General features: G+C 39.5%; 10 protein-coding genes. All 10 read left to right on the forward strand.

What is annotated here, in order from left to right; all coding sequences use genetic code 11:
- The first annotated feature begins 16 nt into the window (after positions 1-16).
- Genes ACOQO5_RS17655 through ACOQO5_RS17700 form a run of 10 tightly spaced genes read left to right on the forward strand, consistent with a single transcriptional unit; the run spans position 17 to position 14,826 of the window.
- Positions 17-3,415: a methyl-accepting chemotaxis protein gene (locus ACOQO5_RS17655; RefSeq protein ID WP_420583009.1), complete on the forward strand. Its 3,399-nt coding sequence runs from the start codon at positions 17-19 to the stop codon at positions 3,413-3,415.
- 31 nt (positions 3,416-3,446) lie between these two features.
- Positions 3,447-5,969 carry a methyl-accepting chemotaxis protein gene (locus ACOQO5_RS17660; protein WP_420583010.1) on the forward strand — a complete coding sequence of 841 codons (2,523 nt, stop codon included), beginning with the start codon at positions 3,447-3,449 and terminating at the stop codon, positions 5,967-5,969.
- A 9-nt stretch (positions 5,970-5,978) separates the two neighbouring features.
- Entirely contained in the window at positions 5,979-8,525 is a 2,547-nt protein-coding gene (locus ACOQO5_RS17665; protein WP_420583011.1) for a methyl-accepting chemotaxis protein, read from the forward strand.
- A complete protein-coding gene (locus ACOQO5_RS17670; RefSeq protein WP_420583012.1) occupies positions 8,518-9,264 on the forward strand; it encodes a ParA family protein in 747 nt (248 codons plus the stop codon). Before ACOQO5_RS17665 ends, ACOQO5_RS17670 begins: the two co-directional genes overlap by 8 nt.
- Positions 9,265-9,284: 20 nt before the next feature.
- Complete coding sequence (locus ACOQO5_RS17675; RefSeq protein WP_420583013.1) at positions 9,285-10,106, forward strand: chemotaxis protein CheW; 822 nt, start codon at positions 9,285-9,287, stop codon at positions 10,104-10,106.
- A gap of 1 nt (position 10,107) precedes the next feature.
- Positions 10,108-11,133 carry a chemotaxis-specific protein-glutamate methyltransferase CheB gene (cheB, locus tag ACOQO5_RS17680; protein ID WP_420583014.1) on the forward strand — a complete coding sequence of 342 codons (1,026 nt, stop codon included), beginning with the start codon at positions 10,108-10,110 and terminating at the stop codon, positions 11,131-11,133.
- A 10-nt stretch (positions 11,134-11,143) separates the two neighbouring features.
- Positions 11,144-12,949, forward strand: coding sequence for a chemotaxis protein CheA (locus ACOQO5_RS17685; protein WP_420583015.1), 1,806 nt, complete (start codon positions 11,144-11,146; stop codon positions 12,947-12,949).
- Positions 12,950-12,966: 17 nt separating this feature from the next.
- On the forward strand, positions 12,967-13,596 hold the full coding sequence (locus ACOQO5_RS17690) for a chemotaxis protein CheC (protein WP_420583016.1): 630 nt from the start codon (positions 12,967-12,969) through the stop codon (positions 13,594-13,596).
- Positions 13,597-13,631: 35 nt separating this feature from the next.
- Positions 13,632-14,459, forward strand: a complete 828-nt coding sequence (locus ACOQO5_RS17695; protein WP_420583017.1) for a CheR family methyltransferase — start codon at positions 13,632-13,634, stop codon at positions 14,457-14,459.
- 4 nt (positions 14,460-14,463) lie between these two features.
- Positions 14,464-14,826, forward strand: a complete 363-nt coding sequence (locus ACOQO5_RS17700; RefSeq protein ID WP_420583018.1) for a response regulator — start codon at positions 14,464-14,466, stop codon at positions 14,824-14,826.
- Position 14,827 lies beyond the last annotated feature (1 nt).

A 14,827-nucleotide genomic window follows, 5' to 3' on the forward strand; every position in this document is an offset into this window, starting at 1 on the left:
TCGAAGTCTAAGTGGCATGGAGACATTAAAAAAATTAAAAATTAGACAGAAAATGTTGCTTTATATAATGGGCGCGGCAGCGCTATTGTATGTAGCAATATTTACATATGTAGGTTCCAGGCTAAAAGAAGAATCAAAAAAAGAGGCGCTAAAACTAGCTGACTCGGATGCATTGCAGAAAGCAAACAATGTGAATGCACGCATGCAAGAAGATATGTCGGTAGCCAGGTCTATGGCCATCATATTAAGTGATTATGCTGATTTGCCAAGCGACACTCGTCAGGCTATGCAGGAATCATTGATGACTAGTTTTCTCGAGCAGTATCCAGCTTATGACGCCATATGGTTGAATTGGGAATTGAGCGCTATTGACCCGGAATGGTCCCTTCCGTCAGGTAGACAGAGAGTAACTTATTATAGAAAAGATGGGCAAATCAAAGAGTCACTGGAAATACTCGATACAGATGGGACCAATCTGGTTGGGGATTATTATAGGCTGAAATCAGATTTGATTGAAGAAATGTCCGAGCCTTACATTAGTGAGGATTATGAAAATGGGGTGTCCAATGAAAAATTGATCACCTCTCCATGTATTCCAATCATGAAAAATAATCAGTTTATTGGAATGGTCGGGACTGATTACAATGTGTCAATTTACGCTGACGCAATAACCGACTCGAAGCATGAACAAGGGAAATCTTATCTGATTGCCAATAGTGGCATGATAGCGTCGAATGGAAGTGATCTAATGATCACTAAGTCGATTACGGAGCTGCCCTATCACCAAGAAGACTATGGTGTTATCGAAAGCATAAAAAAAGGCCAATTCGTATCTTATACAACCCGTAATGTAGCGACTGGCGAAGACGTGTATGTTTCTTTTGCACCAATAGAGTTGAATGGCTCTTCAACCCCATGGTCCGTAGGAACTGTTATTCCATTGGATGATATAGGAAATACTTACCTGACAGCACTAAACTTTTTGGTAAGTGCAGGAATTGTGGGCTTTGTTCTGCTGGGATTCATCATATGGAATATTGCAGGTCGATTTACGAATCGAATTAAGGCGACTAATAATGCCATGAAGGAATTGTCGTTTGGGAATCTTGACCACGCTCTCAATATTCAAATTGAGACCGGTGACGAGATTGGTGAAATGCAAGGATCTCTAAATGACTTGATCGCTCAATTGAGTAAAAAGGCTGAATTTTCACGAGAAATAGGAGAGGGTAATTTAGATGCTCCATTTGAAGTAGCAAGCGCTCGGGATGTACTCGGCGTTTCACTGATGAAGATGAGAGATAATCTTCAAACTGTAATCAATGAAACCAATGGTGTGATAAGAGATGCAGCAGAGGATGGCAACTTCAGTACAAGAGTGCAAGAAGAAGGAAAACATGGCGCCTGGTTTGAGCTTAGTGCGTCTATCAATAATCTACTCGGATCATTTGTGGCGCCATTGATTACACTCAATAAAATCATCAAGGCGATGGCTGATGGAGACTTGACCAAGAGATATGATGATGACGTTCAAGGGGAAATTAAAGAAATGGCTGATAATTTCAATCTTGCCTTAGGCAATATTGACGGTCTTTTACATCAGATTTCCAAAAGTTCAGGAGTCGTAGATGATGCCTCTGCTGAAATGAAAGTGACTACTGAGGAAATGCGGACAAACACATCTGAAATTGCTTCTGCTATTGCACAAATGAGTAATGGCGCTCAAAATCAGGTTTCTAAAGTGGATGAGTCGTCTACATTGATAGAAGGAATATTGAGCTCTTCTAATGAAATGGCAAGTAAGGCTGAGACGATTAATAATTCAGCGAAAAATGTCGCAGAACGAAGTGGCAAAGGATTGGAAATGATGAATAAGGTGGTGTTCAATATGGACGATATTACAGCTTATTCTACCAAAACTCAGGATTCGATTCAAGTACTGACTGAAAGATCAAAGGAAATCACCAGGGTACTTGGGGTAATAACCGAAATTGCTTCTCAAACCAACCTGCTCGCACTGAATGCTGCCATTGAAGCAGCTCAAGCCGGTGACGCAGGGAGAGGGTTTGCTGTGGTAGCGGAAGAAATTAGAAAATTGGCGGAAGATTCGAGGGCCTCTGCAAAAGAGATCGAATTATTAGTCAGTGGAGTACAGAAAGACACAAAGGAAGCGGCTGATGTAATTGAAATTATGAATGCCAGTGTAAAAAATGGCAGTGAGGCTTCTGCAGAGGCGTCAGACGTATTTAAACAGATATTAGAATCAGCTACCGCGAATCTCAACTATTCAGAAGAGATTCTGAATGACACCAAATTGCAAATTGGTGATATTAATGAGGTTGTTTCACTGACTGAATCTATTGTGGTCATTGCCGAAGAAACAGCGGCAGGTACGGAACAAGTCGCAAGTTCCGCGACTGAACTCTCATCAGGTATGGAGTCATTTAATGACAAAACCTTAAGTTTAGCTACTGTAGCTGAAACACTGAAAGATGGAGTAAGCATGGTTAAACTTTCAGGCACAGCCAGCGATAACACGGCCATTTTCGAAATGAGGGAAGCCTTTGAGCATGAAAAAATGCTATTAGATGCGCTACTCGACTACATGCCCGATACCATTTACTTTAAGGACTTGGAATGCAAATTCTTAAGAAATAGCATGTCTCATGCCAAACAAATGGGATTAGATGATCCAATTGAATTAAAAGGCAAAAGTGATTTTGATTTCTTTGGGGATCATGCCCAAAGAGCATTTGATGATGAACAAAAAATAATCAAAACCGGAGAACCCATATTAAATATGGAAGAAGAAGTGGATACCAAAAATGGCGAGAAATATTATGTTTCTACTACCAAACTTCCACTCAAAGATAAAGATGGTAACACCATAGGAACTTATGGAATCACTAGAGATATCACGGAGATCAAGCTATCGGCTAATAGAGAAGCTGAGAACAGGCAGCAGCAAATGCAACGGCATTTAACGATGATCAAAAAGCAGAATGAACTGTTTGGCGACATATTAAACTTAGTTGATTATAAAATTGCACTTAAAGACCCGAACGGAGTGATTTATCTGGTCAATGATGCTGTGGCAAAAGACTTTAATAGCCCTCCTTCAGAAATTATAGGAAAAAGCGATTTTGATTTCTATGATAAAGATTTTGCAGAAAAAATAAAGCAAAAAGAAAAAGAACTTGTTGCCACGCGTGAACCGGTGATTAGTCTGGAGAAAGTAAAACTTCAAAATGAAGTGAAATACTGGTTCATTAGGAAAGTACCGATATTAATTCCGGAATTTGAAGATTGGGGATTATTAGTGATTCAAAATGAAGTGGAAGAACATAAAATAAAAGAGAAAAATTATATCACTGAGCTTAAGGACAAATTTCCAGGAATAGCCCTGGAAATATAATTATGGTAAGTAAAGCAGCGAAAGGAGTATTATGATGAAGAACATTACTGTTAGGAAAAAGATGTTAGGGTTTATCCTTGGGATGACGGTGGTGATCTATGTAATTACTTTGGGATATATTGGGTTTAAGCTGAGAGAAAAAGCTATTGTAGAAGCGAAAAGACTCGCTGATACATTTGCTACTCAGAAGGCCAATGAAATCAAGGCCATCCTTAATGAAGACATGGCTGTGTCTAGGGACATGGCCGTCATAGTTCAGGGGTATACCAAATTGCAAAACCCGCTTCGAGACAGTTTGAGAAGCATAATGATGACGGAAATCTTAAAGAGGTATCCTAAATATGCAGCCACATGGATGAGCTGGGAGCTGTCGGCCATTGATCCGACTTGGACTAAATCACATGGTAGAGAACGTGTTAATTTCTATCAAAGAAACAATCAGATATTTTCGTCTCAAGAATTGGCAAATTTAGATGCAGACCCAGAGGGAGGTCTATATCATAAAATCAAATACAACGATGATATCATAGAAACGCTTTCCGAGCCTTATTGGTATCAAGATTATAATTACACAGATACGCAAGCGGATTCATTACTCGGTGTATCCCCAAGTTGTGCCATTATGGTAGATGGTCAATTCTCTGGAGTTATTGGTACGGACATGACGCTGGAGGCTTTTCAGTCTATGTCGAAAATTGATTTCTTTGATGAGGGCTATGCATTTCTTCTTTCACATGAAGGTGTCATTATTGCTCATCAAAATGCTGATAATTTTTCACTTCCTATTGATACTTTGAGTTTCACCAAAGGAATAGATCTTGACGAAATCAAATCACTTATTAAAGCAGGTGAACCTAAGTCTTTCACAGTCTATGATGATTCATTTGGCGAAGATGTCTATGTGTCTTTTGCACCCATAGCAATCGGTCAAACCGGCTTTCCATGGTCTGCAGCCACCATAGTGCCTGTGTCAGAAATAACGGCTCCATTCAATACTACATTCCAGATTACTATTGTTGTAGGTGTCATTGGATTGGTCTTGCTTTCTCTAATGATTTTGAGAATTTCTAATGGAATCACCAACTCTATTGAAAGTTCAAATAGCTTATTGAAAAACCTGGCCTTGGGTAACCTTGATCAAAACAAGAAACTTGTTGTGAATTCGAGAGATGAGTTGGGCCAAATGGCAAACTCTGTCAATGTGTTGGTCGATGAATTAAATAAAAAGGCAGTATTCTCTATAGAAGTAGGGAAAGGAAATTTGGATACCAACTTTAAGGTAGCAAGTGATCAGGATAGCCTTGGCCTGTCTCTATTGAAAATGCGTGATAATCTAAAAAATGTATTGGATGAAACGAATGCTGTTGTAGGTAGAGCAGGGACTGATGGCGACTTGAGTGCCAGAATTAGTGCAGAAGGAAAACAGGGCGGATGGAAAGATTTGACAGAATCTATTAATAACCTTTTAAGTTCTGTTTCGACTCCGGTTATGGAAGTGAACAAAATTGTAAATGCCATGGCTGATGGTGATCTTTCTCAAAGATTTTCTGGAGAAGCTCATGGAGACATGGAACGACTTTCTAATAACCTAAACAAAGCACTTGAAAGCTTAAATGAATTGCTGGAAAATATTGCTGGCAACGCCGAACTAATAGATGAATCTTCAGCAGAAATGCGAGTAGTGACTGAAGAAATGAATACCAATACTCGAGAAATTGCGTCTGCCATATCAGAAATGAGCAATGGCGCCCAAACTCAAGTAAGCAAAGTGGATGAATCTTCCAATTTGGTTGAAGGTATTTTGAGGTCGTCTTCAGAAATGGGAGATCGTGCTGAAACGATAAATGAAGCTGCGAAAAAAGGAGTAAGTAGTAGTGAAAAAGGACTGGAAATGGTCAATAAAGTGGTGTTTAACATGACTGACATTTCTGAATACTCTAATAAGACTCAAGAGTCTATACAAATACTTACAGAAAGGTCTGCCGAAATCACTAGGGTGCTCGGGGTGATCACTGAAATTGCCTCACAGACAAATCTTTTGGCTTTGAATGCGGCTATAGAAGCAGCCCAGGCTGGGGATGCCGGTCGAGGATTTGCTGTAGTGGCTGAGGAAATCAGAAAATTGGCAGAAGACTCTCGAAACTCAGCAAAAGAAATTGAGAAACTAGTCAAAGATGTACAAGCTGATACGACAGAAGCAGCCAAAGTCATTGAAATCATGGGGAGCAGCGTGAAGAATGGTGAACAGGCTTCGAAGGAAGCCTCAGAAGTGTTCAAAGAAATATCGGAAACTTCGGATAAGACTTTTAGCCATTCGCAAGAAATTCTTCAAGCCACCAAATTGCAAGTGAAAGACATCAATGAAGTGGTTGCTATTACAGAAAATGTAGTAGTAATTGCTGAAGAAACAGCGGCCGGAACAGAGCAAGTTGCGAGTTCTGCAACCGAACTATCCTCGGGAATGATGGGATATTCCGAAAAATCTCAAGGTCTAGCCGATGTAGCCAACCAACTGAAAGAAAGATTGAGAAAATTTAATTTATCAAACAGTTAACTGAGTCTAATGGTTGAGAATATTACAGTAAGGAAAAAAATGATGCTATTCATTCTAGGTGTCACAGTAGTGATTTACCTAGTTACTTTGGGTTACATTGGATTTAGCCTTAAAGAAAAAGCGGTCAGTGAAGCTAAGCTGCTGGCGGATACCTATGCCAGTGCAAAAGCGAATGAAATAAAAGCAAGATTGAATGAGGATTTGGCTATTGCTCGGACCATTGGTGATGCATTGGAGAAATTTGTTTACGAACCAAAGGAGAAAAGAGATGAAGTAAGAAGAGAACTCATGAGTTCTGCTTTATTGGCCAATCCGAAATACGCTGCTATATTCATGAGTTGGGAGTTAAGTGCCATAGACCCTACCTGGACTTTGCCCTATGGCAGGGAAAGAAAGAACTTTTATGTAAGAGATGGTGAATTACGGTCTTCTTCTGAATTAGCCAATACAAATGGAGATGATATAGGCAGTGTATATCATAATTTGAAACTGAGCAAAGAAGAAGAATTGTCCGAGCCTTATTTGTATGCCGATTATGATTATAGCAAAGCAGAGAGTGAGCGTGATTCCATTTTAGGTGCCTCTACAGTTATACCATTAATGGTAGATGATGTTTTCGTTGGTTGTATAGGAGCAGATTTGTCTCTAAGCGACTTTAGTTCTATGTCAGAAATAGAATTCTATGAAAATGGATTCGCATTTCTTGTTTCTGCTGGTGGAGTCATTATATCTCACAAAGATTCTACATTATTCAATGCGCCATTGGCATCCTTAGGCTTTGTTCAGGATCTAGAATTTGATATCATGGACAAAATTGGAGAAGGAGAGATGTTCTCATTTACCATTTTTGATCAGGATTATGGAAAAGATGTATATGTATCTTTTTCTCCTATTTTATTGGGTAAGACGGAGCGTGCCTGGTGGGCGGGTACCATTGTTCCGGTATCAGAAATTACATCTTCTTTTAACAAAACTTTATTCATTACAATTCTGGTAGGTATAGTAGGTCTGGTCATATTATTTGTGGTAATTCTAAAGATTTCTAATCACATCACCTCCTCCATTGAAAAATCTAATGACTTATTAAAGGACCTAGCATTGGGTGAACTAAATCAAGGCAAGAAATTGGAAATTAATTCAACTGATGAGCTTGGAGAAATGGCAAATTCGGTCAATGTATTGGTGGATGAGTTGAGTAAGAAAGCTGAGTTTTCTAAAGAAATAGGTGAAGGAAACCTGGACTCAAGTTTTAATGTAGCAAGTGAGCAAGATATTCTAGGTCATTCTTTACTGAAGATGCGCGATAGCTTGAAAAATGTGCTAGACGAAGTAAAGGAAGTTGTCGTAGAGGCTGGTGATGCCGGTAACCTCAGCGCAAGGATTGATACGGGTGATCTTCAAGGCGGGTGGAAAGATTTAAGTGAATCAGTCAACAACCTCTTGCAATCAGTTTCCACTCCAGTGATGCGTGTGAATGCTATCGTTAATGCCATGGCAGAAGGTGATTTGACTCAGCGTTTTGATGAAGAAGCTTCAGGTGACATGGCTAGACTGTCGGGTAATCTGAATAAGGCATTGAATAGCTTGACCGAACTACTCGAAAGCATTTCAAAGAACGCCAATTTTGTTGATGAGTCATCTGCAGAAATGAGTGTGGTAAGTGAAGAAATGAACACCAATACCAAGGAAATCGCTTCGGCAATTTCTGAAATGAGTAATGGAGCTCAGACTCAAGTGACCAAAGTGGACGAGTCGTCTAATCTGGTAGAAGGAATTCTTCGGTCTTCCAACGAAATGGGAGATCGGGCCGAGACCATTAACGAAGCAGCTAAACTAGGTGTGGCTAGTAGTGAAAAAGGTATGGATATGGTCAATAAAGTGGTATTCAACATGGTTGATATCTCTGAATATTCTACCAAGACACATCACTCGATTCAAGTGCTTACCGAGCGCTCTGCCGAGATTACAAGAGTACTCAGTGTGATTACGGAAATAGCTTCACAAACCAACTTATTAGCCTTGAATGCAGCCATAGAAGCAGCTCAAGCTGGTGATGCAGGTCGTGGGTTTGCAGTAGTAGCGGAGGAAATCCGAAAATTGGCAGAAGATTCAAGAAACTCCGCTAAAGAAATCGAGAAACTAGTCAATGATGTGCAAGCAGATACTACAGAAGCAGCTAAAGTCATTGCCATCATGAGTGAAAGTGTGAAAAATGGTGAGCAGGCTTCTAAAGAAGCTTCGGAGGTATTCAAAGAAATATCAGATACATCGGATAGGACATTCCGTCATTCACAAGAAATTTTAGAAGCTACAAAGCTACAAGTCAAGGATATTAATGCAGTGGTAGCCATCACTGAAAATGTAGTGGTTATTGCGGAACAAACTGCCGCAGGTACCGAAGAAGTGGCAAGTTCAGCGACTGAGTTGTCATCAGGAATGATGGGATATACGGAGAAATCACAACAATTGGCTAAAGTAGCTGAGGAGCTAAAAAGCGGTATAAGCAAATTTGCACTGAAAGAAGGTAATCATTTAACCAGCTCATCTAATGACTAAAATAATTGCTATAGTGAACCAAAAAGGCGGAACTGGTAAAACCACTACCACGGTGAATCTAGGCTGCGCTTTAGCTAAAAAGGGAAAAAAAGTGCTTTTGGTCGATTTGGATGCCCAAGGCAATTTGAGCTATTCGCTAGGCATTTTGGAAATAGAGAAATCCATCGGTCAGGTGATCATGGGTGAGGCTGATTTTAAGGATGTTTTGGTTTCTGCAGAGGGATTGGATGTTGCTCCGGCGGAGATCGATCTGGCTGATGTAGAGATCAATATTGCAGGAGAATTGGCAAGAGAGTCTATTTTGAAAAATATCCTGGCGAATACCAAAGGGTATGATTATATATTAATTGATTGTCCTCCATCTCTTTCTTTATTGACTATAAATGCATTGAATACGGCCAAATGGGTGATTGTACCATTGCAAATGGAAGTTCTAAGTCTCCAGGGCCTTGATCAAATCATTTCTACGATCAATCAGATCAAAGAAGTACTGAATGAAGATTTGGAAATTTTAGGACTGTTACCTGTGATGGTAGATAGCAGAAGAAAATTGAGTAGAGAAATCTATGAACATATAGAAGAGAATTACAATTTTAAAATATTTAATTCTCGCATCAGAACAAATGTGAGAGCAAGTGAGGCGCCTTCTTTTGGCAAAAGCTTAATAAGCTATGCGCCCACTTCTAACGGAGCAAAAGACTATATGGATTTTGCGAATGAAATATTGAAATCAAAGTGATAACAAACGATTGATAGCTAATGGCTTTAGGTAAGAATGTTAAGAAAGATAAGCTGATCCCTTCCAAACCAAAGAAGGAATCAAAAGCTGTGAAGGCCAAGAAAAAAGTGGCTAAAAAGCCAGCAAAAAAGAGTGCGCCTAAACCGACAAAAAAGGCTGCAGTGATAGATAAGGTAGTGAAGACTCCTGTGGTTGAACAACCAGTGGTTGAAGAGGCGAAAACACCAGTGATAGATCAGGAAACTTCGGACAGCCCGATACTATCTAAAGCCAAAAGAGTTTTGCCGGCTAATTTCCTGACCAAGGAAGAAATGGAAGAGAGAAAAAGACTCAAAGCGAAATACGACCAGGATATTTTGAACCTTCGTGGCCAGAGCGTTCAATTGATTGTTTTTAAGCTTGGAGGAGAGAGATATGCACTTGAAATTGATAAAGTAAAAGAAATTGTCCCAGCGCCTTCCATTTCAAAACTGCCTAAAGCACCAAAATTCATGAAAGGCGTAGCCAATATCAGAGGCTCTGTCATGGTGATTATGGATTTGGAAGAAAAATTTGAATTGTTCAAATCAGAAGAAACTGTCGAAAAGACTTTTGCACTAGTTATAAAAAATGAACGATTCAAAGTCGGGATATTGGTCAATGAAGTTCCAACTACCCTGAAAGTACAAGGTGACATCATTGAAAGCTCATCAGGAATCATGAGCAATACAGTATTAGATGAGACTTTCATCAAAGGACTCATCAAGCAAGAAGAAGGGATGATTATCCTTTTGGACATAATTGAATTAATTGAAAGTGACGAAGTAAGAATGATTGCAGAGTCGGTAGAAGACGGCAACTAGAATGAAAGATACAAGAGTGCTCATAGCGGACGATTCAGGCTTTATGCGCCTACTCATCTCAGATATATTATCTGAAAATGAAGGATTGCATGTGGTTGGAGCTGCTGTGGATGGTAAAGATGCTGTGGCGAAAGTGAAAGAGCTTAAACCAGATGTACTTCTTCTCGATATGAACATGGGGGAGTATGATGGGATCTATGCGGTCAAAAATATCATGAAAAATGACCCCTTGCCGATTCTCATTTTGAGTTCGGTTGGCAATACTAACCTACAACCAATATTTGATGCGCTACAAGAAGGTGCAGTGGATTATCTGAATAAACCATCTCGAGGAAATGCTAAAATGCGATTGATCGAGACCGAGCTTATTCAAAAAATCAGAAGCGTAACTAGGGCTAAGCCTATGGCGGTTAAGCCTAACAACAAAAACACACATCAACACACTTTCGATGATAACGGAAGATTTGATCTGATCGTGATTGGTGCTTCTACGGGTGGCCCGAGTGCATTAGAGGAAATAATTGTTTCGCTACCTTCCAACCTCAATGTTCCGGTAGTGATTGGTCAACATATGCCTACCAATTTTATAGCACCGTTCGTTAAGCGATTGAATAAGTTGAGTCCGCTGAATGTCGTGGTGGGAACTAAAAATATGGAGCCCACAGCAGGCAATGTGATCATCGCTCCTGGCAATGCCAACATGGTATTGACCCGGAAAGGGAAAAGGTGCAAGGTCGATTTCACAGATCAGCAGTACAAAGAATATAATAATCCATCTATTAATTCAATTATGCTTTCAGCAGCGAAAGCTTACGGGGCAAGAACCTTGGGTGTAATTCTCACCGGAATGGGTAAAGATGGTGTAGAAGGAATGAAGGCCATTAAAGAGGCCGGTGGTTATACCATTGCACAAAATGAAAAATCGAGCATTATTTATGGAATGCCGAAAGCAGCGGTGCAATGTGGTGCGATTGACAAGTCAATCGATATTAAAGAGATAGGGAGTTTTATAGTCAGTAGTTTATAAAAAAGTAAAGTTGAAGTCGAAAGAAGAAGAATATAAAGAACTCTTTCATGCCGAAGCGCTGGAGAATTTTGAAGAGCTGAATCGTCTGTTTACTGATCTTGAAAACGATCACACAGATTTCAATGCTATTAATTCAATTTTTAGAATCGTACATACACTAAAGGGTAATGCCATGGGTATGGGATTCGATGATATCGCTGCCCTTACTCATGTGATGGAGGATGTAATGGGATCGGTCCAGCAAGGCACTATGTCATTGAACAAGGACCTTTTTGATAGCCTTTTTAAAGCTAATGACAAATTGGGGGCCTTGATTGATGCGTTGAAAACCGGTCAGCGGGTCTCTTATTTAGGTATCAAAACAAAACTCTTCGTTCTGCTGGAGAAACACCAGAAAGTAGCTGAATTAAAAGCTTACCAAAAGGAAGGTGGACAAACTAATGAGCCAGCAGCCGAAAAGCCTACACCAAAGGAGGTAGCCAAAGAAGAACAAAAAGAAGAAATTGACAGTTCACAGGATGAAGTGTTGGTGCCAACTGGAGACACATCCAAAAATCCGCAAGCCGTAAAGTCTGAAATCACTTTTACAGATGTGATTCAGATTCCAGTCAAAAAAATGGATGAATTGATGACTATGGTGGGGCAACTTATTATAGAAAGAGATCGATTGATTACACTCAATAGTGTAGACGGTAAACGAACGTCAGAATTTGAAGGTTTGCAGCGAATTACTTCTGACTTGCAATACGGCGTAATGAACGCAAGAATGGTAACTGTAGGTTTTTTGTTCAATAAATTCCATAGAATCGTACGAGATGTTGCTTCTATCGAAAACAAAAATGTAGGGTTAGTTCTTCAAGGTACTGAATGTGAAATAGATAGAAACATCCTCAAAATTATGAGTGATGCCATGATTCACTTGGTGAGAAATGCGGTAAGTCATGGGATCGAGAAAAGTGAAGTAAGAAAAGCTAAAGGCAAACCTGATAAGGGCACCATTATATTAAGTGCCCATTATGAAAAAGACAATGTTGTAATCGAAGTCGGAGATGATGGTAATGGTATTGATGCCAATATCATCAGGAAAAAAATTGTAGAGAAAGGATTGGCCAGCAAAGAATTGGCGCAACACCTATCAGATGAGGAAGTCATCATGTACATCTTCGAACCCGGGTTCTCAAATGCTGAAAAGATCACAGAAATCTCTGGCCGAGGGGTAGGTATGGATGTGGTTAAAAAGGCGGCAGAGTCCATTGGAGGTCAGATCAACGTAGATACCGAAGTAGGTATGGGTACCACGATCAAGCTAAATCTTCCTTCTTCCATGGCGCTGAAGGGAGCACTGTTATTTGCCTTAGAGGAGCAAGAATATGCGGTAGCCTTATCTTATACCGAAGCTGTGATTTCATTAGCAAAAAGTGAAATACATCTGATTACGGATGGTTTGATGGCACAATATCTTGATCAGACTATTCCAATCATATTTTTAAAAGATATTGTCAATTTAGAGAATTTAGCTGATTGCCATAAGGAAGGCGTATTGCATCAGTCATTTGAAGAAGTAGAAGATGATGCTAAATTGGATGTTATTGTTCTTTCCTATGCAGGAAAACTGCTTGGAGTTGTCGTGGATCGATTGCTCCAACAAAAAGAAATAATAGAAAAATCGATGGTACGTCCACTGGAAAAAACCAAACTATTGAGTGGTACCACAATTTTAGGAAATGGGAAGGTTTGCCTCGTGATCGATGTGACCACTATTTCGGATCTAATGTTCAAAACGTTAGCTCAAAAAACCATAGAAAGCGAAAACTAGATATAAACTCATATACCATGTTTAATAATTTGTCAGAAAGAGAAAGCAGCGCTACCAATAAGCTACTAGATTTTGGATTATCTAAGGCGGCACTTGCATTTCGAAGCATATTAGGCACTGAGGCAAACCTCAAAAGCATAGATGCTCCTCTGGATCAGATAGGTGATGTACCTCAGTATTGCACAAAAACAACAGGAAAGGTTCATTTGCTTAAAACTGAGCTGGTAGGAGATATCAAAGGATTATGTCATTTAATCTTCTCAGAAGAAGAAGTGAAAAAAATTCAAAGTGCTGGATTGCCTGAAGAGGTATTGATGAATAACAATCCAGAGACACGCTTGATGAAACTTGAGTTTCTGACGGAGATTGATAATATGGTAGCTGGTGCGGTAGTGACTCAGTTGGCTAATTTCCTTGATTTGGAAATTTACGGAAACGTGCCTTCATTGCACGTGATGCAAGCCGAAGAAGTAAACAAATATATCAAAGCAGAGACCGTGGTATACAATTCAAAAGTAGAGTTTAGAGCAGTTTTTGGTATCCCTGACCTGGATGTTCAGCCAGAATTTGTATGGCTGCTTCAAGAAAATTTTATAGACAAAGTCAAAGACAACGCAGAAGACGTGCTTGCCAAAGAGTTGACATAATCAATGAATTAAATGGTACGTAAACCACAGCAATAGTGATAGATAGCATATCAGATGAAGAACTAGATGCGTTGATGCAAGCCTTGAAAAACAGGTATGGATTGGATTTCACTAATTATGAAAAAAAATCCTTGAAAAGGAGTATCGTACGTCTAATGATGAAGCACAAGATGGGTTCAATGCTCGAACTGTGGGCTAAAATCATTAAAGACAAAGAGTTCTTCGAACGAGGTATTGATGACTTGCTGGTCAATCTAACAGAGCTTTTTAGAAACCCGGACGCTTGGTTAATCATCAAGGATAAAATCCTTGATCATTATAAAACCAAACCAAGACTGAATATTTGGCATGCAGGCTGTTCTACGGGCGAAGAAGTCTATACCATGGCAATTGTACTTGAGGAAAAAGGCATGCTGCAAAAGACGAAGGCCATAGCCACTGACCTGAGTGACAGAGCACTAAAAAAAGCAAAGGCAGGTGATTATTCATTAATTATATTGGAGCAATATCTAAAACCATTTCTTTCTTTTTACCCAAATAGAAAGATGGCCGATTTCTTCAATTTCAATGAGTTTCACGCCACCATAAAGCCGGCCTACCAGAGTCATGTCACTTTCGAGCGACATAATTTGGTTCATGACGGCATGAATACCAAACACGATATTATCTTCTGTCGAAATGTAATGATTTATTTCGATGAAAAACTCAAACTTCAAGTACTTGAGCTTTTTCATAAGAGCCTAAATGACGACGGTTTTTTGGTCATAGGCTATTATGATATCATGCCAGACTCTGGTAAGGCACTATTTGAGGTTTTTGATGTGAAGACCAGAATTTATAAGAAAAAGAAAATCAAACTATAAAGCGATGAGCAAAAAAGTATTAATAGTGGATGATTCAATGTACATGCGTACATTGATAAAAGATACACTAAAGTCTGAAGGTTTCGAAATAGTAGGCGAAGCGCCTAATGGCGAGACAGCTATTGATTTGGCCTTGGAACTTTCCCCTGACTTAATTACGCTAGATAATATTCTTCCTGATATGATAGGAACGGATATTTTGAAAGTATTCAAAGATCAAGGGGTCAGTTCAAAAGTCATTATGGTGAGCGCAGTAGGTCAGCAGTCAGTGATCAATGAAGGAATTGATCTGGGTGCGTCTGAATATATTGTAAAACCATTTACTTCTGAAGATTTAGTAGCAGTGGTCAATAGAGTGGTCAATTGAT

This window comes from Reichenbachiella sp. (assembly GCF_965223055.1).
Taxonomy (GTDB): Bacteria; Bacteroidota; Bacteroidia; order Cytophagales; family Cyclobacteriaceae; genus Reichenbachiella.

Bases quoted from the DNA above. Each gene is read 5' to 3' on its own strand.
- ACOQO5_RS17655 (WP_420583009.1), top strand. From the start codon at position 17: ATGGAGACATTAAAAAAATTAAAAATTAGACAGAAAATGTTGCTTTAT.
- ACOQO5_RS17660 (WP_420583010.1), top strand. From the start codon at position 3,447: ATGATGAAGAACATTACTGTTAGGAAAAAGATGTTAGGGTTTATCCTT.
- ACOQO5_RS17665 (WP_420583011.1), top strand. From the start codon at position 5,979: ATGGTTGAGAATATTACAGTAAGGAAAAAAATGATGCTATTCATTCTA.
- ACOQO5_RS17670 (WP_420583012.1), top strand. From the start codon at position 8,518: ATGACTAAAATAATTGCTATAGTGAACCAAAAAGGCGGAACTGGTAAA.
- ACOQO5_RS17675 (WP_420583013.1), top strand. From the start codon at position 9,285: ATGGCTTTAGGTAAGAATGTTAAGAAAGATAAGCTGATCCCTTCCAAA.
- cheB (WP_420583014.1), top strand. From the start codon at position 10,108: ATGAAAGATACAAGAGTGCTCATAGCGGACGATTCAGGCTTTATGCGC.
- ACOQO5_RS17690 (WP_420583016.1), top strand. From the start codon at position 12,967: ATGTTTAATAATTTGTCAGAAAGAGAAAGCAGCGCTACCAATAAGCTA.
- ACOQO5_RS17700 (WP_420583018.1), top strand. From the start codon at position 14,464: ATGAGCAAAAAAGTATTAATAGTGGATGATTCAATGTACATGCGTACA.